Source organism: Pseudogracilibacillus sp. SE30717A (assembly GCF_037071985.1).
GTDB lineage: Bacteria > Bacillota > Bacilli > Bacillales > Amphibacillaceae > Pseudogracilibacillus.
Genome location: NZ_JAXHDF010000002.1, coordinates 73,434 through 93,714 on the forward strand (window position 1 = coordinate 73,434; position 20,281 = coordinate 93,714).

General features: G+C 34.5%; 19 protein-coding genes. 18 read left to right on the forward strand and 1 reads right to left on the reverse strand.

The annotated features are described in order from the left end of the window. Window positions 1-49 precede the first annotated feature (49 nt). The 9 genes from pgsA to cotE all read left to right on the forward strand — a co-directional run bounded on the left by pgsA (window position 50) and on the right by cotE (window position 10,091). Complete coding sequence (gene pgsA / locus SPD48_RS03085; protein WP_336256598.1) at window positions 50-628, forward strand: CDP-diacylglycerol--glycerol-3-phosphate 3-phosphatidyltransferase; 579 nt, start codon at window positions 50-52, stop codon at window positions 626-628. Next, window positions 625-1,869, forward strand: a complete 1,245-nt coding sequence (locus tag SPD48_RS03090) for a competence/damage-inducible protein A (RefSeq protein WP_336256599.1) — start codon at window positions 625-627, stop codon at window positions 1,867-1,869. The genes pgsA and SPD48_RS03090 overlap by 4 nt, the downstream gene beginning before the upstream one ends. Before the next feature lie 177 nt (window positions 1,870-2,046). Next, window positions 2,047-3,090 (forward strand): recombinase RecA, encoded by a 1,044-nt coding sequence (gene recA, locus SPD48_RS03095; protein ID WP_336256600.1) that lies wholly within the window; start codon window positions 2,047-2,049, stop codon window positions 3,088-3,090. Window positions 3,091-3,303: 213 nt separating this feature from the next. Beyond that, window positions 3,304-4,869 carry a ribonuclease Y gene (gene rny, locus SPD48_RS03100; protein ID WP_336256601.1) on the forward strand — a complete coding sequence of 522 codons (1,566 nt, stop codon included), beginning with the start codon at window positions 3,304-3,306 and terminating at the stop codon, window positions 4,867-4,869. 966 nt (window positions 4,870-5,835) lie between these two features. Further along, window positions 5,836-6,633 carry a TIGR00282 family metallophosphoesterase gene (locus SPD48_RS03105; protein ID WP_336256602.1) on the forward strand — a complete coding sequence of 266 codons (798 nt, stop codon included), beginning with the start codon at window positions 5,836-5,838 and terminating at the stop codon, window positions 6,631-6,633. A gap of 157 nt (window positions 6,634-6,790) precedes the next feature. Next, complete coding sequence (locus SPD48_RS03110) at window positions 6,791-7,051, forward strand: stage V sporulation protein S (protein ID WP_336256603.1); 261 nt, start codon at window positions 6,791-6,793, stop codon at window positions 7,049-7,051. A 254-nt stretch (window positions 7,052-7,305) separates the two neighbouring features. Next, window positions 7,306-8,823 (forward strand): tRNA (N6-isopentenyl adenosine(37)-C2)-methylthiotransferase MiaB, encoded by a 1,518-nt coding sequence (gene miaB / locus SPD48_RS03115; protein ID WP_442962107.1) that lies wholly within the window; start codon window positions 7,306-7,308, stop codon window positions 8,821-8,823. Window position 8,824: 1 nt separating this feature from the next. Then, the gene (locus tag SPD48_RS03120) at window positions 8,825-9,253 is read left to right on the forward strand and encodes a RicAFT regulatory complex protein RicA family protein (RefSeq protein WP_336256605.1); all 429 of its coding nucleotides are present in this window, start codon (window positions 8,825-8,827) and stop codon (window positions 9,251-9,253) included. A gap of 280 nt (window positions 9,254-9,533) precedes the next feature. After that, complete coding sequence (gene cotE / locus SPD48_RS03125) at window positions 9,534-10,091, forward strand: outer spore coat protein CotE (protein ID WP_336256606.1); 558 nt, start codon at window positions 9,534-9,536, stop codon at window positions 10,089-10,091. Window positions 10,092-10,154: 63 nt separating this feature from the next. Here the strand turns inward: cotE and SPD48_RS03130 are convergent, their stop codons facing one another. Beyond that, window positions 10,155-11,066 (reverse strand): aldo/keto reductase, encoded by a 912-nt coding sequence (locus tag SPD48_RS03130; protein ID WP_336256607.1) that lies wholly within the window; start codon window positions 11,064-11,066, stop codon window positions 10,155-10,157. A gap of 118 nt (window positions 11,067-11,184) precedes the next feature. Between SPD48_RS03130 and SPD48_RS03135 the strand changes: the two genes are divergently transcribed. From SPD48_RS03135 to SPD48_RS03175, 9 genes are all read left to right on the forward strand, one after another. Continuing rightward, window positions 11,185-11,730 carry an NUDIX hydrolase gene (locus SPD48_RS03135; protein ID WP_336256608.1) on the forward strand — a complete coding sequence of 182 codons (546 nt, stop codon included), beginning with the start codon at window positions 11,185-11,187 and terminating at the stop codon, window positions 11,728-11,730. 1 nt (window position 11,731) lies between these two features. Continuing rightward, a complete protein-coding gene (locus SPD48_RS03140) occupies window positions 11,732-12,913 on the forward strand; it encodes an endonuclease Q family protein (protein WP_336256609.1) in 1,182 nt (393 codons plus the stop codon). Between the two features lie 106 nt (window positions 12,914-13,019). Continuing rightward, window positions 13,020-13,676: a stage II sporulation protein M gene (gene spoIIM / locus SPD48_RS03145; protein ID WP_336256610.1), complete on the forward strand. Its 657-nt coding sequence runs from the start codon at window positions 13,020-13,022 to the stop codon at window positions 13,674-13,676. 1,022 nt (window positions 13,677-14,698) lie between these two features. Then, window positions 14,699-15,154, forward strand: a complete 456-nt coding sequence (gene fur, locus SPD48_RS03150; RefSeq protein WP_336256611.1) for a ferric iron uptake transcriptional regulator — start codon at window positions 14,699-14,701, stop codon at window positions 15,152-15,154. A 169-nt stretch (window positions 15,155-15,323) separates the two neighbouring features. Then, window positions 15,324-15,530: a YqzK family protein gene (locus SPD48_RS03155; RefSeq protein ID WP_336256612.1), complete on the forward strand. Its 207-nt coding sequence runs from the start codon at window positions 15,324-15,326 to the stop codon at window positions 15,528-15,530. Between the two features lie 2 nt (window positions 15,531-15,532). Next, complete coding sequence (xerD, locus tag SPD48_RS03160; protein WP_336256613.1) at window positions 15,533-16,426, forward strand: site-specific tyrosine recombinase XerD; 894 nt, start codon at window positions 15,533-15,535, stop codon at window positions 16,424-16,426. A 53-nt stretch (window positions 16,427-16,479) separates the two neighbouring features. After that, window positions 16,480-17,667 (forward strand): phosphopentomutase, encoded by a 1,188-nt coding sequence (gene deoB, locus SPD48_RS03165; protein ID WP_336257003.1) that lies wholly within the window; start codon window positions 16,480-16,482, stop codon window positions 17,665-17,667. A gap of 6 nt (window positions 17,668-17,673) precedes the next feature. Next, complete coding sequence (locus SPD48_RS03170; protein WP_336256614.1) at window positions 17,674-18,972, forward strand: pyrimidine-nucleoside phosphorylase; 1,299 nt, start codon at window positions 17,674-17,676, stop codon at window positions 18,970-18,972. A 114-nt stretch (window positions 18,973-19,086) separates the two neighbouring features. Beyond that, a complete protein-coding gene (locus SPD48_RS03175; RefSeq protein ID WP_336256615.1) occupies window positions 19,087-20,256 on the forward strand; it encodes a D-alanyl-D-alanine carboxypeptidase family protein in 1,170 nt (389 codons plus the stop codon). Window positions 20,257-20,281 lie beyond the last annotated feature (25 nt).

Here is a 20,281-nt window from a genome sequence, read left to right on the forward strand (position 1 = left end):
AAAAGGGTATTATTTTATAAAGACTTTTTGTAGAAAGGTGATTGAAGTAATGAATATACCAAACAAAATAACATTATCACGAATTTGTTTAATCCCAATTTTTATTATTATACTTAGTGTAGATTTTAACTGGGGAGAATGGTCAATTGGAACAACCTCTTTACCTGTTTCCCATTTCGTAGCAGCATTAATATTTTTAGTTGCATCTTTAACAGATTGGCTTGATGGATATTATGCTAGAAAATATCATTTAGTGACAAATATGGGTAAATTTTTAGACCCTTTAGCAGATAAATTACTTGTATCCGCTGCATATATCTTATTGGTTGAATTAGATTTAGCTGCTGCATGGATTGTAATATTAATTATTAGTCGAGAATTTGCAGTAACTGGTTTAAGGTTAGTTGCAGCTGGAGAAGGGGTAGTTTTAGCTGCAAGTAATATGGGTAAGTTAAAAACCGTATCGCAAATAAGCTCGATTGCATTTTTATTACTACATAATTATCCATTTTCTTATCTAGCTATCCCGTTTGATACAATCCTCCTATATATTGCATTGATTTTGACGACTTGGTCTGGAATTGAATATTTTATTAAAAATTGGCATGTAATGAGGGATTCAAAATGAAAAAAACATTAAATACTGAGATTATTGCAGTCGGAACAGAATTACTACTTGGACAAATCGCAAATACGAATGCGCAGTGGGTATCTGAGCAGCTTGCAGCGAGTGGAATTAATACGTTTTACCATACAGTCGTTGGAGATAATTTAGATAGAATTACAACTATTTTTAAACAGGCAAAAAAACGCTCGAATGTCGTCATAATTACTGGTGGATTAGGTCCTACAGAAGATGATTTATCGCGTGAAGCTTTTCAAAAAATAAGTGACATTCCAATCGTTGAAGAGCCTGAAGCACTGAGAAAAATTGAACAATTTTATGAACAGCAACAAACGACCATGACACCTAATAATAAAAGGCAAGCCAGAGTATTTAAAGATTCAACAGTATTAACGAATAAAGTTGGAATGGCTCCGGGAAATATTGTTGATTATGACGATGTAACGTGGATTTTTCTCCCTGGAGTTCCAAGAGAAATGAAACAATTGTTTTTGGATGGCGTTCTTCCTTTTTTAAAAGAGAGAAATGGAGAGATGATTCTACAATCCATGGTACTAAAATTTACCGGAATTGGGGAATCAGCTCTTGAACATAAATTAAGTAAAATAATTGCGACACAACAAAATCCTACAATAGCACCGCTTGCTCAACAAGATGGAGTAACCATTCGTTTAACGGCTAAAGCTGTAACTCATGACGAAGCGAATGAATTATTAGAACGAACAAAAACAACTATTTTAAAAGAAGTTGGCAATTATTTCTTTGGAATTAACGAGGAACGATTAGAAGAAATGATTTTCTCATTACTTCAATCACAGCATAAACGTATAGCTGCAGCCGAAAGTTTAACAGGTGGATTATTTGCCGATCGTTTCGTTTCTTTAAATGGTGCTTCAACTATATTTGCTGGAGGAATTGTATGTTACGATCCTGAGGTAAAGCGTAATGTTTTGAAAGTGTCTGATCAAACGCTTCAGGAATATGGCACGGTAAGTGAAGAATGTGCAAGTGAGTTAGCTAAAAACGCTTCGGAAATTTTAAATGCAGATATAGGAATTAGTTTTACGGGTGTAGCTGGCCCGCTTAAGGCTGAAGGTAAACAAGTCGGTACTGTATATATTAGTATTTATGATAAAGAAGGATATGAGCATGTAGAGAAATGTTATTTTCAAGGGGATCGAAATCAAATCCGTAATCGAACAGTATTAAAAGGATTAGAAATTTTGTTTAATTACTTAAAATAGTATTTTTACTACATATTTTTGATAGATTTTAGAAATTTCATAACGTTATAATATTACATTAATGAATTTTCAAGTAGATTTAGGAGCAAAAAACCTAGAACGTGCATTCGCATATTATTTGTATATTAATAGAAAAAAAGGTATGATATATATAGTTAATTAGGGGAGGTAAACGTATTGAGCGATAAACAAAAAGCATTAGATGAAGCGTTACGAAAAATTGAAAAACAATTTGGAAAAGGTTCTGTTATGAAACTAGGTGAAGATGCAGAACGTAAAATAGATACAATCCCAAGTGGATCTTTAGCACTTGATGTGGCATTAGGAATTGGAGGCTACCCGAAAGGTCGTGTTATTGAGATATACGGGCCTGAATCATCAGGTAAAACAACCGTCGCTCTACATGCAATTGCAGAAGCACAAAAAATGGGTGGCCAAGCGGCATTCATTGATGCAGAACATGCCCTTGATCCAAATTATGCAAGAGCACTTGGAGTAAATATTGATGAGTTATTACTTTCTCAGCCAGATACTGGTGAACAAGCACTGGAGATTGCGGAAGCTCTCGTACGAAGCGGTGCGATCGATATTATTGTTGTTGACTCCGTCGCAGCATTAGTACCAAGTGCTGAAATTGAAGGCGAAATGGGTGATGCGCATGTTGGATTGCAAGCTCGATTAATGTCTCAGGCATTACGTAAACTGTCCGGTGCGATTAATAAGTCGAAAACAATTGCGATTTTTATTAACCAGATTCGTGAAAAAGTTGGAGTAATGTTTGGTAATCCAGAAACAACACCTGGAGGACGAGCGCTCAAATTCTATTCATCTGTAAGACTAGAAGTGCGACGTGCCGAAACGCTAAAACAAGGAACTGAAATGGTTGGAAATAAAACAAGAATTAAAGTTGTGAAAAATAAGGTCGCACCTCCATTTAAACAGGCAATGGTAGATATTATGTACGGAGAAGGAATTTCACGTGAAGGTGAAATATTAGATATCGGTGCCGAGCTTGATGTTGTTGAAAAAAGTGGTGCTTGGTATTCTTACAACGGTGAAAGATTAGGACAAGGAAGAGAAAATGCAAAACAATTCTTACTTGAAAATGAAGCAATGGCAGAAGAAATTCATCAAGCTATCCGTGATCATTACCAATTAGATGAAACACCTGAATCCGCTGATTTTCCCACTGAATTGATTGAAGAAGAAACTGAGATTTAACTTGAATAACCTTTACTTTTCATTGTTTCAATGAGAGTAAGGGTTTTTTTAATTTAATAATAGAAAAACCTTTCTATTGACAATGATTATTGGTACAATTAAAATTAAGTTGTATAATTTTATAATTTCAGTTATACAATTTAAACCTTATTGATATGGTATATGCCGACAATAATGAATTTAACAATTTCATAGCAATAGGAGGTGAAGAACGTGGACAATCCTATACTCATCTCCATTTTGCTCGCCCTAGTCCTAATCGTCGGTATTGTTGTTGGTTATCTGATTCGTAAATCAATTGCAGAAGCTAAAATTTCGAGTGCAGAAAATTTAGCAAAACAAATTGTTGATGAAGCACGTCGGAATGCAGATGCTGCTAAAAAAGAAGCACTGCTTGAAGCAAAAGAAGAAAGTCATGTATTTCGTCAGCAAGCTGAGGAAGAATTACGTGAACGTCGTTTAGAGATTCAAAAACAGGAAGATCGTTTAATCCAAAAAGAAGAAATTCTAGACAAGAAAAGTGTAACGTTTGATAAGCGTGAACTTTCTTTAGAAAAAAGAGAGCAAAATCTAGCAGAAAAACAACAACAAATTGAAGAAATGGAAAGCAAAGTGGAAGCTGTACTAGTTAAGCAACAAACGGAGCTTGAACGCATTTCTGGATATACAAATGACCAAGCAAAACAAGTTATTTTAACGCGTGTAGAAAATGATTTAAAACAGGAAACAGCAATAATGATCAAGGAGGCGGAAAATCGCACTAAAGAAGAAGCAGATAAAAAAGCAAAACATTTATTATCACTCGCTTTACAACGATGTGCCGCAGATCATGTAGCTGAAACTACTGTATCGGTAATAAACTTGCCAAACGATGAAATGAAAGGTCGAATTATCGGACGCGAAGGTCGAAACATTCGGACCCTTGAAACATTAACTGGGATAGATTTAATTATCGATGATACACCAGAAGCCGTTATTTTATCAGGATTTGATCCGATCAGACGCGAAATTGCACGTCTTGCATTAGAAAAGTTAGTTCAGGATGGTAGAATTCATCCTGCACGAATTGAAGAAATGGTCGATAAAGCAAGACGTGAAGTGGATGAACATATCCGGGAGATCGGAGAAGAAACAACTTTTGAAGTTGGTGTACATGGTTTACACCCAGATCTGATTAAAATACTTGGCCGATTAAAATATCGTACTAGCTATGGTCAAAATGTGTTGAAGCATTCGATGGAAGTTGCCTACCTAACCGGACTGCTTGCAGCCGAATTAGGTGAGGACGAAGTGCTAGCTAGAAGGGCAGGTTTACTCCACGACATTGGAAAAGCAATTGACCATGAAGTGGAAGGTAGTCACGTTGAAATAGGTAAGGAATTAGCGATAAAGTATAAAGAGAACCCTGTCGTGATTAATGCAATTGCTTCCCATCATGGGGACGAAGAAGCAACTTCCGTTATCTCAGTTCTAGTTGCAGCAGCAGATGCATTGTCAGCTGCAAGACCGGGAGCCAGAAGCGAGACCCTTGAGAACTATATTAAGCGCTTGGAAAAATTAGAGGAAATTTCTGATTCCTTTACTGGCGTTGAAAAGTCATATGCAATTCAAGCTGGTCGTGAAATACGTATTATGGTTAAACCAGATGAAATTGATGATGCAGCGGCAACGCATATTGCAAGAAACATCCGAAAACGTATAGAGGGAGAATTGGAATTCCCAGGTCATATTAAAGTGACAGTTATTCGAGAAACAAGAGCTGTGGAATATGCAAAGTAAGAGCGATAGGTAAAAGCTAATTGAATAGAAAGATATTAAAAAGCGGTAGAAATGCCGCTTTTTTTTATACATTTTGATAATAATATAAAAATAATGTACTCAACTTTCTCAGCATTAAATAGATAAATAAACCTTGGTAGTATTAAGAAGTTTAGAGATTCACTTCCTTAGTTGTATTTTCAATTACCTGGTACTTGAAAATACAGCTATATTCCAAGATATTTTATCGTCGCATTTGATGTAAACTGTATAGTAATTTTAGAAAGTAATCACCTTAATGCTACGGAAATACACTCCGCTTTCCACGGGCGGCTGATGAGCCTTCCTTGTGCTACGCACTGCGTTGTCTCACCTAGTCCTTTCCTCCCGTAGGAGTCTCCGTGTATTTCCTTCGCTGGGCGTGCTTGGTAAACAACTCTGCACATTTTGATACTACTATCACAATGGTTGATTGATGCCGGAGGGCAGTCGACTCCTGGGACTGTAGCTCCGCTTTCGTCCCACCGAAAACATTTGTGGAAAAAGCAAATGGTTCTCGATGGGACGAACGATAGTGGCAGTCCCACGAGTCTGAAGACCCCACAGCTGTAATTAATAATGGCTGACTAAGATCGTCCTTTGCGGACAACGTCGGCATACCCCTTGTCGGGGCAAGGAGCCTGAAGCCGTGCCTACGGTAAAGGAGACACAGTAAAAGCGAGTGTTAGCGTAGCTTGAACTAATGTCGCTCTTATACCTGTGGTGAAAGCGAACTGTCCGAAGGCGGAAATCAACGGTGCTGTTACAAGGTTTACAAATTTTCACTATTGCATAGTTTACGTTTTTTGTGCAAAACAGTTTAATCATGATAAGGTTTTCAAGATATCAACTGGAAGCATTTTGAGTTAATCCACGTATCCGTTTAAACTCACTTTGTTGGTGCGAAAGTTGTGTAATGTATGAATGAGTAAGGAGCTTAAAAGTATAATGAATATTTTATTTATTGGTGACATTGTAGGTTCTCCAGGCAGGGATATGCTCTCAAGTTATTTACCACGTCTAAAAGATAAATACCGACCTATCATTACCGTTGTAAATGGTGAAAACGCTGCAGCAGGAAAAGGAATAACAGAAAAAATTTATAAAGAATTTATGAATTTAGGTGTCCAAGCAATTACTTTGGGAAACCATACTTGGAATAAAAAAGAAATTATTGATTTTATAGACGATGCAAATTATTTAATTCGTCCAGCAAATTTTCCTGAAAATAACCCTGGAAAAGGGATTGTCTTCGTAAAAAGTAATCAGTTAGAGATTGCTATCATTAATTTACAAGGTAGAACATTTTTGGATCCACATGATGATCCATTTAAAAAAGCGGATGAATTAATCCGCATTGCAAAAAAGCGCACAAATATTATTTTTATTGATTTTCATGCAGAAGCTACAAGTGAGAAACAAGCGTTTGGATGGTATGTGGATGGTCGTGTTAGTGCAGTTGTTGGAACACATACACATACACAAACTGCTGATGAACGTATATTACCTGAAGGAACAGCATATATAACTGATGTGGGAATGACAGGACCGTATGATGGTATTTTAGGAGTGGAAAAAGAATCGGTTATTAATCGATTTTTATCAAATATGCCTACCCGATTTGAAGTCGATAAAAAAGGTAGAAATCAATTAAACGGATGTGTTATTTCAATTGATCAAACTTCTGGTAAAGCGATCGATATAAAACGGATACTTATAAATGAAGATCATCCTTTTTATGGATGATGTAATCTTTGTTCTCTTCAATTCCTTATTTTAAAAGAAAAACCTAAAAGAACAGTTGTAATTTATGGTAATTCATGCATAATTAAGTAATAAGGTATCATTTCTTAGAATATAGTAGCAATAAATCTATATTAGTTAATGGAGGAGGTACTAAGTAATGGACGTTTTAAAAGTTTCAGCAAAGTCAAATCCGAATTCAGTAGCAGGAGCATTAGCAAATGTATTAAGAGAAAATGGTACAGCGGAATTACAAGCAATAGGTGCAGGGGCTTTAAACCAGGCAATTAAAGCTGTGGCAATTGCTAGAGGATTTGTCGCACCAAGCGGAGTTGATTTAATTTGCATTCCTGCATTTACAGACATATTAATTGATAGTGAAGAGAGAACTGCAATTAAGTTGATTGTAGAGCCGCGTTAGAATCATTTAATTCATAAAAAGATAATGAGAGAAAGCTACCTTATTTTTATATAATGAGGTAGTTTTTAGTTTGTTCAAACTTCAGTCATACATAATGATATAAAAAAAGGAATCTGATAACATCATTCGTTGTGTAATTATCGTAAAGATTATATACTAGTTAGATGAATATATGTTTTTACGAATAAGGAAGGAGCTAAATAATGAACGAGCAACAACGTAAAGAGCAAGCGCAAATTAAGCAGGATTTGTCCATGGACAGAAAATCCACTAAGGACAAACCATTATCCGAAAAAACAACAGAAGACTTTGCTCATTATTTTCAAACAACGTATACTCCACCAGATATAAAAAAAGCACGTAAACGAGGACGAGATAAAATAGAAGTCCATTATGATTTTGAAATATCGGATAATCTCCGTCAAATAGGAGAAGGTAAGAAGTTTCTTATTCGAACATATGGATGCCAGATGAACGAACATGATACAGAAGTAATGGCTGGTATCTTAACGGAGATGGGTTATGAGCCTACAGAAAGAGCAGAAGATTCGGATATTATTTTATTGAATACTTGTGCTATTAGAGAGAACGCAGAAAACAAAGTGTTTGGTGAAATTGGACATCTGAAATCATTAAAAGTGGAAAAACCTGATTTAATTATTGGCGTTTGTGGATGTATGTCTCAACAAGAATCGGTCGTAAATCGAATTCTAAAAAAACATCAGCAGGTAGATCTGATTTTTGGCACTCACAATATTCACCGTTTACCAAATCTAATTCAAGAAGCTATGTTCAGCAAAGCGCAAGTTGTAGAAGTTTGGTCTAAAGAAGGAGACATTATTGAAAACCTTCCAAAAGTGAGACACGGAAAAATTAAGGCATGGGTAAATATTATGTATGGATGTGATAAATTCTGTACGTATTGTATTGTGCCAATGACTCGCGGTAAAGAACGGAGCCGAAGACCTGAAGATATTATTCAAGAGGTCAGACATTTAGCTGCTCAAGGTTATCAAGAAGTTACTTTACTTGGACAAAATGTTAATGCTTATGGGAAAGATTTTGAAGATATTGATTATAAATTTGCTGATCTGATGAATGATATGCATAAAATTGATATTCCACGTGTAAGATTTACAACTTCACATCCTCGGGATTTTGACGATCATTTAATTGAAGTGTTAGCCCAAGGTGGAAATTTATTAGATCATATTCATTTACCTGTACAATCAGGCAGTAGTTATATTTTAAGAAAAATGAACCGTAAATATACGAGAGAATCCTATTTGGAATTAGTGAAAAAAATTAAAAAAGCTATCCCGAATGTCACGCTGACGACAGACATCATTGTTGGCTTTCCAAACGAAACAGATGAGCAATTTGAAGAAACAATGTCATTAATGGAAGAAGTCGGTTTTGAAGCGGCATATACATTTATCTATTCTCCAAGAGAAGGGACACCTGCAGCAGTACAAAAGGACGACATTCCGATGGATGTGAAAAAAGAACGACTTCAGCGATTAAATGAATTAGTAAATAAGCAATCTGCCGCTTCTATGAAATCATATGAAGGAAAGACAGTGAAAGTGCTCGTTGAAGGAGAAAGTAAAAAAGATGATACTGTTCTTGCAGGTTATACAGAGAAAAACAAAGTAGTTAATTTTAAAGGACCAAAGTCTATTATTGGTAAAATAGTTGAAGTAAAAATTACAGAAGCAAAAACATGGTCATTAAACGGAGAACTTGTGAAAAAGGCTATTGAGGTGAACTAATATGGCACAATATACTAGAAAAGAAGTAATAAATGAAGCGAAAGAACTAGCATCTATGCTTGCAAAAACCGAAGAAATTGAACGTTTTAAAGAAGTTGAAGCTAAGATTAACGAAAATGAAAAGATTCAACGTTTAATTTCACGTATTAAGAGATTACAAAAACAAGCAGTAAATTTACAAGCTTATGAAAAAACGGAAGCACTTAATAAAGTTGAAACTGAAATAGATACTGTTCAAGAAGAATTAGACAGCATTCCAATTGTTCAGGAATTTAAAGAAATTCAAGTCGTTGTTAATGATGTGTTACAACTCGTATCAGGAACAATTGCGCGAGAAGTAACTAATCATGTTATCCGTGATACAAATGGAGATTTATTATCTGGTGAAACAGGATCTAAGTTAAAAAACAAATCATCTTGCGGTAATTAATAAGTATGTAGCCAAGTCAGAAATTGGACCAAACTTAGTAGTTTGTCTTTCCAATTTCGATTGGCTACTTTTTTTTGAGATATATTCTTTCCATAAACTGTGCGACTGCTCGGATTCTGCCTCAATTTAACTTTAACATGAACAGTTTAGTTATGTTCAATCTCCTTTTTCTATCTTGTCACTAATCTTATGTAAAATTTTAGATTTATTTATTCCGTATGCACCTTAGGTATTTGTCTTGCATAAAATGACTATGACAAAAGAGGAGGTATACGTAACAATGACTTTTCTTGATAGTGACTATAGAGAGATTATAACGAAAGCGGTATGTGGAAGAGGTCGGAAATTAACAAAATCATGTAACCATATAACACCATCACATAAACCATCCAGCATATTAGGGTGCTGGGTAATTAATCATCGATATCATGCAAAGAAAAAAACACCCGATATTGTTGAAGTACATGGTAGTTATGATATAAATATTTGGTATTCCTTTAATGATAATACAAAAACAGAAGTTGTTTCTGAAACGGTTGACTACTGTGACGAAATAGAACTATCAAATAGGGATGAGAATTGCTTACATGATGATTATGATGTGATCGCTAAGGTTGTTCAGCAGCCGAATTGTTTACAGTGTAAAATTGAAGACCATGGAAATAGGATTGCTGTGGAAGTGGAAAGAGAATTTGTGGTCAAAGTGATTGGAGAAACAAAAGTAAATGTAAAAGTAAGTACAAGTGAACATGGGGAAAAGAATGAACGTCATGGCAGATTTAAGGAAGAAAATAAAGATGATGTAAGAGATGATTTTATCAAAGGTAAAAGAAGATGACTTTTTCCGACTTAAATAAAGCTATCTACTCGTTTTATAGAATAGATAGCTTTTATTTTTCTTTCACACGTGAGCATTATAATAAAACGACTTCGTTAATTTCTTAATTTTTTCAAGTTTACATTCATTCATTGAAAGTTCGTTCATATAATTTAAATTCTCTTCTAATTGAGCTAATGTACTTACACCAAACACAGCACTAATTACAGGTGATGAATTTAAAATATACTGTAACGCTAATTTCGCCAAAGGCTCATTAAAAAGCTGTATTTTTTGTATGGTCTCGTAAAGCTCGTTTTGCGTATACGCTAAATAACCATCTTTTCCTTTTTTATTAATGTAATGTTCAGCTTGCTCGCTTAATAATCCTTTTGCCAATGGTCCGCGAGCTAACACACTTATCTTATTTTTTTGTAATAAATCAAATAAACTCTCTGGTCGTCTATCTAACATATTGTATTGCATCATAACAACGTCTATATTTGATTTTTTTACATATTCTTTTATGACGTTTGGTCGGATAGAAGAAATGCCATAGGCACGAATGGTACCGGCTTGTTTTAATTCTTCAAACGCTTCAATTGTTTCATCAATAGGATCATCAATTGTTCCACCATGAAGTAGATAAAGGTCAATATAATCTGTACCTAAACGTTTTAGACTAGCTTCTACAGCTTGTTTTATATATTGTTTAGTAGGATCCCAATACCAGGTTTTCTCATCTTTATCAAAATGATTTCCAACTTTTGTGGTAAGAACAACTTCTTCACGACGGTTCTTTACGATGTTGCCTATTATTTTTTCATTTTCTCCAAATTGATATAAGTCAGCTGTATCAAGATGGTTAATCCCTCTTTCAAGTGCATAATTTACTATTTTCTCAGCAAGTTTCATATTTTCAAGTGGTAAAGACATACAACCTAAAGACAAAGGAGAAATAAAGATATCTGATCGTCCAACCCGATTCTTACGCATCGATAACGACCTCCTTAATATGATAAGTTTATTGTACGAACTACAAGTTCTAATCACAACTAAAAATAGCGCTAAATATGTTAAAATATATATAACTATAATAAATGAGAGGTTACTTATGAGAAAATTTGAAGAAAAAACATTAACAACCGAAAAGATTTTTGATGGGAAAATTATATCAGTTCAAGTAGATGAAGTAAAACTTCCTGATGGAAACGTATCAAAGCGTGAGATTGTAAAACATCCAGGAGCAGTTGCTGTGATACCTGTAACATCAGATGGTAAAATAATTTTTGTAGAACAATTCCGTAAACCTTTAGATAGATCCCTTATTGAAATACCAGCAGGCAAAATTGAATTGGATGAAGCGCCAGAAGTAACAGCAAAAAGAGAGCTGGAAGAGGAAACAGGGTATACAACAGATACGTTAACCTATGTTACTTCTTTCTTTACTTCACCGGGCTTTAGTAATGAAATTATTCATATCTATTTTACAGATCAATTACAAAAATTAAAAAATGAGGTCGCTTGTGATGAAGACGAATTTATCGAATTAATAGAATTAACACTCCCTGAAGCGGAACAGTATATGACCGATAAACTGATTTATGATGCAAAAACGGTATATGCTATTGCATATTTAAAATTACTAGGAATGAGATAATATGTTAAATAATTACTTTGCAGACATGCATATTCATATAGGTAGAGATATATACAATGGTCCAGTAAAAATTACTGCGTCCAGTAAATTAACATTAACAAGTATATTAAAGGAGTCTAGTAGAAGAAAAGGGATTGAAATGATCGGAGTTATTGATTGTCAATCTCCTGCTGTACAACAAGAAATCTTTCAATTATTAGAGAATGGACAAGCACAACAATTAGTCGATGGAGGAATTAAATTTGAAGATGTACTATTGATCATGGGTGCGGAAATTGAAGTATATGACGAACAATGCAAGGCTCCAATCCATGTATTATGTTATTTTCCTACATTAAACTCCATTCATAAATTTACAAAATGGTTATCAACAAAAATGAAAAATGTCAGTTTAAGTTCCCAAAGATATTATGGAACTGGTAAAGAATTACAATATAAAGTAAAGGAATTATCAGGTATTTTTATTCCAGCTCATGTATTTACACCTTTTAAAAGTTTGTACGGTAAAGGTGTTGATAAATCACTGGTAGAAGTATTTGATCCTGACTTAATTGATGGTATTGAACTTGGCTTAAGTTCCGATACAATGATGGCTGATCAAATTAAAGAATTACATTCCTACACGTTTTTAACAAACTCAGACAGTCATTCTTTACAAAAAATAGCTCGTGAATATCAAATCATTAAAATGAAGAAACCTTCCTTTAAAGAATTTTACTTGGCATTACATTCATCTAAAGGGAGAGAAATCGTTGCTAATTATGGAATGAATCCTAAGCTTGGTAAATATTATCTAACCGTTTGCCAACAGTGTAATAAGCATGTCGATTTTAACAATGAGTACTGTCCACATTGTTTTTCAAAAAAAATTACTAATGGTGTTTATGACCGAATTAAGCAATTGCAGGATTCTTTTAATCCGAAGGTGGAACGTCCACCATATTATTATCAAATACCGTTAGAATATCTACCTGGATTAGGACCTAAAACGTTTGAAAAACTTCTGGATCATTTTCACACGGAAATGAATGTAGTCCATCATGTATCCTACGAACAATTAAAAGAGGTTATACCGCTTAAATTAGCTGACCTTATCATTGATATGAGAAATGGTGAACATAATATAGAAGCTGGCGGTGGAGGTAAATACGGGCGGATAACAATAAATAAGCCAATTAATTAATAGCGGATGCAATTTATTTTTCTAAAATAGTAAATTCTTGTAATGATAAATAGATTTTTTTCATATCTATTAAATACTAAGGGTTTACTAGGGTGGAGGAATAATAATGTATCTTAAAAAAAATCTACTAATTAATCACGTCAAAGATAATATGACTATTTATATTTTTATGGTAACTTTATTCTTAACTGGAGTGATCTTCGGGGCAATCACAGTAAATAGTATGAATTTTATCCAAAAACAAGATTTATTTTTTCACTTAGATCGCTACTTTAATCAAATTAATGGGGAAGAAACAATTGCTAGTACAGATATTTTAAAACGAAGCTTCTTTTTCCATCTAAAGTATTTATTTCTATTATTTATATTAGGATTAACGATAATTGGAGTACCGATTGTATGGATATTAGTATTTGTAAAAGGCTTAGTAATTGGTTTTTCTGTCGGATTTATCGTAAACCAATTAGGTGGTAAAGGGTTGCTCTTAGCATCTGTTGCTATCGCTCCACAAAATATAATCATTATTCCTATTTATATTGTTGCGGGTAGTTTATCGATGATCTTTTCTCTAGCATTACTAAATAAATTATTTGGTCGTCCTATTTCACATTCCCTTGGAAGACCATTTTTCCAATATACAGCTGTCTTTTTACTTTTAATCATTATTGCATTCGGAGGTTCGGTGATTGAAACGTTTTTGTCAAATGAAGCTTTTAAATCGATTTTGAAAACAAGCTATACAATCATTATCAGTATAATATAATTATCTCATCTTTCGCACAACAAACTGAGTTTAAACAGATACATGGATTAATTCGAATTTGCACAAAAAACGTAAACTATGCAGTAGTGAAAATTTGTAAACCTTGTAACTGCACCGTTGATTTCCGCCTTCGTGCAGTTCGCTTTCCGTGGGCACGGCTTCAGCCTCCTCGGAAGCAAAGACCGCTTCCTGTGGGGTCTTCAGACTCGCGCTATTCCCACAGGAGTCGACTGCCCTCCGGTTTCAATCAACCATTGTGATAGTAGTATCAAAATGTGCAGAGCTGTTTACCAAGCACGCCCAGTGAATGAAATATGTGGAGACTCCTATGGGAGCATAGGCCTATAGGAGTCTACGCAATGCGTAGCATATTGGAGGCGGGCAGCCGCCCGGCGATAAAGGAGACACTGTGAAAGCAAGTGTAAACGTAGCTTGAGCAGATTTCGCTCTTATGCCTATGGTGAAAGCTTAGCATATTTCCTCCGCTTGGATAGTCACTGTTGACATAATTTAGGAAACTAGCAACAACAATGCTTTCTTTATTGAAAAAAATTTACATGCTAGCGTAGGGAAAATACAAAGACTCCTGCAGGAACAGCGACAGGGGAACGCAGACTAAGTACGCCACGTCCTGTGGCAACGTCTGCACTAGTACATCCTGTACGTCGGAAGATCCCTGTAGTTTCTTGTTAACGAGAAATTACAGAAGCTGAGGCCGTGCCTGCGGAAAGCGAAGTATTTTTCTGAAGCGACTTTAAAATAAAGGTGATGCAGTTATTACACAGTTTACATCAAATGCTATGACGAAATATTTTGGAATATAGTTTTATTTTCAAGCAATTAATTGAAAATATAACTAAGGAAGTGAATCTCTAACCTTCTTAATACTACCAAGGTTTATTTATCTATTTCACGCCGTAAAGTTGAGTAATTATTAAATAAAACTCTTTTTAAAATGATAATTTTTTGACAGCTGTTTCATGTCTGCCTATAATTAAAGTGATAGATGGAGGGGTAATTCCATGAAGCAGCGAATAGAGAGAATTAAAAAACAATTACATGCAAAGGGCTATAAGCTTACTCCGCAAAGAGAGGCTACATTAACTGTACTCTTGGAACGTGAGGAAGATCATTTAAGTGCAGAAGAAGTATTTTTACTCGTAAAAGAGAAAGCGCCCGACATAGGTTTGGCAACGGTGTACAGAACACTAGAACTTTTGTCCGAATTAAAGATTGTCGATAAAATTAATTTTGGAGACGGAGTCTCTCGATATGATTTACGCAAAGAGGGTGTAGAACATTTTCATCACCATCTAGTGTGTATGGAATGTGGTTCTGTAGAAGAGATTATTGAAGACTTACTTAGTGATGTAGAAAAAATTGTAGAAGACGAATGGCAATTCCAAGTAAAAGACCATAGGCTGACATTTCATGGTATTTGTAAGCAATGTCAAAAGGCAGCTGTCGAAGTCAATTAATAACGGACTTTCATTTATGTTTAAATGAATGTTCGTTTTTTCTTTAATTGCAATGGTATGCAGTAATTTACATGCAACTATTTTGATAATCATGTAAAATGAAGGTATATAATTACATTTTTTTGGCATATCTTTCTAATAGAAGATTCTTTAGAAAGGTGCTTAAGAAATGAAACGGATTATATGGGATGTATGTAAAGTTACAATAATTTTCTTAGGTTGTACATTTTTATTTTATTATGGATTACGCGCCATGCATAATGAATACGAGCAATACCATCGATATGATCAACCTGAAGGACCAGCTGTAAAAGTTTTCAGTGAAGAAGAAAGATTTATTGATAGACTCCATTTATTTTTTCGATTAGGAGAATAAATATGTTAAAAGATGCAGTAGATGATTTTTTTCATTATTTACAAATTGAACGTGGACTTGCAGAAAATACAATTGTTTCTTATCGTCGCGACTTAGTTCAATATATGACTTTTATTAAAGAGAAAAATAGTATAGAAGATTGGAATCAAATAAAACGTAGTGATATTGTAGAGTTTTTATATAAAATAAAAAAGTCTGGTAAGTCTACTGCGACAATTTCAAGAATGATTTCCTCTATTCGATCTTTTCATCAATTTTTAGTGCGTGATCGGATCGTTGATCAAGATGCAAGCTTACATATCGAGACGCCAAAACTTGATCGTTTGTTTCCACAAATACTCTCATCTGAAGAAGTTGATAAACTACTAGATGTACCAGATACTAGTCCGCTTACTATTAGAAATAAAGCGATGTTGGAGCTGATGTATGCTACAGGTTTACGAGTGACAGAATTAATTAGTTTACAGTCAGCAGATCTGCATTTGACAATGGGTTTTGTACGTTGTGTCGGGAAGGGAGATAAGGAAAGAATTATTCCAGTTGGTGATCTTGCAAAACATGCACTTGAAGTGTACCTTCATAACGCGAGAAGTGAATTGTTAAAAAAGAATAAATCGGAAACGACATTATTTGTAAACCATCATGGTAGACCTTTATCCAGACAAGGATTTTGGAAAATAATTAAAGCATTAGCGCAACAAAAGGGATTAACTAAAGAGATTACACCGCATACCCTCCGCCACTCATTTGCAACTCACTTATTGGAAAATGGCGCAGACTTACGGTCTGTTCAAGAGATGTTAGGTCATGCAGATATATCTACGACACAAATATATACACATATTTCAAAAAGAAGATTGAAAGATATGTATCAACAATTTCATCCACGTGCATAACTATTTTTTAGAAATATAGAATATATATCATGGATAAAAGAAAAGGTGAGAGAATGAGACCATTTAAACGTGTATTTTTAGTAGTGTTGGACTCCGTTGGAATTGGACAAGCTCCCGACGCAGAAAAGTATAATGATATTGGAGCAGATACATTGGGCAATATAGCTGACTTTATGGATGGAATCTATTTACCTAATTTAGAAAAATTAGGGCTTGGAAATCTTAAAGAACTCAAGGGAATTCAAACAACAGAAAAACCTTTAAGTTATTATACAAAGATGATGGAAGTATCTGCTGGAAAAGATACGATGACTGGCCATTGGGAACTAATGGGCTTACGTATTGATAAACCGTTTCAAACGTTTCCTGAAGGTTTTCCAGAAGAACTGATTAATGAGTTAAGTGAACGGACGGGAAGAAAGATCATTGGAAATAAACCAGCTTCAGGCACTGCAATTATAGATGAATTAGGGAAAGAGCATATGGATACAGGAGCTTTAATTGTTTATACGTCCGCTGATTCTGTTTTACAGATTGCTGCTCATGAAGAAATTATATCTTTGGAAGAACAATATAAAATATGTGAAATTGCCCGAGAACTGACCCTTGATGAAAAATATTTAGTTGGAAGAGTCATTGCTCGCCCATTTATCGGAGAGTTAGGGGCATTTACGAGAACTTCTAATCGACATGACTATGCTCTGAAACCATTTGGTACAACCGTAATGGATGAATTAAAGAATGCTAATTATGATGTCATTGCGTTAGGGAAAATTTCTGACATTTTTGATGGGGAAGGAATTACCGAGTCAATACGAACAATTAATAATGACGATGGGATGATAAAATTAGCGAATGTAGTACAAAAACAGTTTCAAGGTCTCTGTTTCCTAAACTTAGTTGATTTTGATGCGGTTTATGGACATCGACGTGATCCAAAAGGTTATGGGGAAGCATTAGAGCAGTTTGACAGACAATTGTCAGGCATTTTGTCCTCCCTTGAAGACGACGATCTGTTAATCCTTACAGCAGATCATGGTAATGATCCTACTCACCATGGAACCGACCATACGAGAGAATATGTACCACTATTAACTTATTATAAAGGTCTTCAACAAGGGAAAGAAATACCAATACGAAAAACGTTCTCAGATGTTGGGGCTACAATTGCAGATAATTTCAAAATAAAATTACCACAACATGGAGACAGCTTTTTACATCAAATTAGTGAAAATAGGTGATTACGAATGCATATGTATGATGTAATCGAAAAAAAACGTGATGGATTTGAGTTAACATCTTCAGAAATTCAATTTATTATCAAAAACTATACAAATGGAACAATTCCAGATTATCAAATGAGCGCACTATTAATGGCCATTTACTTTAAAGGGATGAATCCTAGAGAAAGCGCAGATTTAACAATGGAAATGGTAAGAAGTGGAGAAATAGTTGATCTTAGTCAGATTCCAGGTATAAAAGTAGATAAACATTCAACAGGTGGAGTGGGAGATACGACTACGTTAATATTAGGACCATTAGTTGCTTCTGCAGGAGTGTATGTTGCAAAAATGAGTGGTAGAGGATTAGGACATACTGGGGGCACGATCGATAAACTTGAGTCTATTAAAGGATTTCATGTTGAAATAGAAAATGATAAATTTGTAGAGCTCGTAAAGAAAAATCATCTAGCTATTATTGGGCAATCTGAAAAGCTGGCCCCGGCCGATAAATTGTTATATAGCTTAAGAGATGTAACGGCGACAGTAAATTCGATCCCCCTTATAGCTAGTTCAATAATGAGTAAAAAAATTGCATCAGGAGCAGACGCAATTGTACTAGATGTTAAAACAGGTGCAGGGGCTTTTATGAAAAATAAGCGAGATGCGAAAATACTGGCGGAAACAATGGTAGAAATCGGTACCATGGTCGGCAAAAAAACAGTAGCAATTATTTCTAATATGGAACAACCATTGGGTTATGCTGTCGGAAATGCTTTAGAAGTTAAAGAAGCAATCGAAACCTTAAAAGGGAAAGGTCCGAAAGATTTAACTGAGTTATCGGTTGAACTCGGGAGTCATATGTTAGTTTTAGCAAACAAAGCTGATTCTATTAAAGAAGCGAAAGACATATTACTTAAAAACATTGAAAATGGTCGAGCAGCCGAATATTTTAAAACATTTATTAAAGCGCAAGGTGGAGACGAGAGAGTAGTCGATGAACCTTCTTTATTACCACAAGCTACATATAAAACCATCTATTATGCAAAAGAAAGTGGTTATCTAACTCGATTAATTGCTGATCAATTAGGAAAAGCAGCAATGGCACTGGGAGCAGGCAGACAAACGAAAAATTCCGTCATTGATTTAGCTGTCGGTATTTTAGTGCATAAAAAATTAGGGAACACTGTATCTAAAGGTGATCCACTTTTTACAATTCACTCAAACAATTCAGATGTTTCTCATATTGAAAGAATATTAGATACTAGTTTTGAAATAGATAATTACGAAATAAAGGATTCTTTAATATTAGAAACGATTAATTAAAAATAGTTTAAAAACATGTATGGTAGTAAAATACATGTTTTTATTTATTTAATAGTTATAAAGATCTTTAAAAATGGTCATCCTATGTATATATGATTAGTTGGAGGGAAACAGATGAAACGATATACATATATCATAGGCATGGCTCTATTCATTGCAATATTTGTATTTAGTCCTGTCGGGGCTGAAGAACAGAAGACAGAATTAGAATTAACAAAAGATGCGAAAGCGTCTCTGCTTATTGAACGTGATACAGGTGAGATAATTTATGAAAAAAATGCTCATCAAAAACTACCCCCTGCAAGTATGACAAAAGTAATGACATTACTTCTGGTTATGGAAGCGATTGAACATAAGAAATTAACATTAGATGAAATGGTAACTGTCAGCGAACGAGCTTCTTCTATGGGAGGGTCTCAAGTATTTCTATCTGAAGGAGAGCAGATGTCAGTTGAAGATCTAATAAAGGCAGTAGCTATTGCTTCAGGAAATGATGCAAGTGTCACTTTGGCAGAACGAATTGCAGGAACCGAAGAGGCGTTCGTTAACTTAATGAATAAAAAAGTAGAGCAATTAAATTTAAAAAATACCAAATTTCAAAATTCTTCTGGTTTACCAGCAAAAGAACATTATTCTACAGCATATGACATGGCAATGATCGCGAAAGAGTTATTAAAATATGAAGATATTGTTAATTACACTTCAATTTATGAAGATTATTTACGCAAAGGGAAAGAAAATGAGTTTTGGCTCGTTAATACGAATAAATTAGTACGATTTTATCCTTATGTAGATGGATTAAAAACAGGTTACACAAGTGAGGCGAAATTTTGTTTAACGGCTACAGCAAAGAAAGATGATATGAGAGTAGTTGCAGTAGTAATGGGTGCCGATACTGCTAAAAACCGAAATACAATGACAATGAATTTAATTGATTATGCATTCAGTCATTACGAATCCGAAAAGCTATTTGATAAAGGAGAAACAGTTACAAATCTACGACATCTGCAATCAAAAAACTTAACATATGATGTGAAAACGAGTGAACCAATTAGCTTACTTCACAAAAAAGGGGAGTCTGATCAACCATTTACTACAGAGATTAAAATGAACAATAATGTTGACCTTCCAATTCATTTAGGTGATGAAGTAGGTACATTGCTTATTAAGAAAGACAATGAACTTATCATTGAATCACCTTTAATTGTTGAAGAAGAAGTAGAGGTAGCTTCCTTTTTCGATTTAATGAAACGCTCAATAAAAAACATAGCAAAATTTAGTTGAATCTAAATAAATTTATAGAAAAATT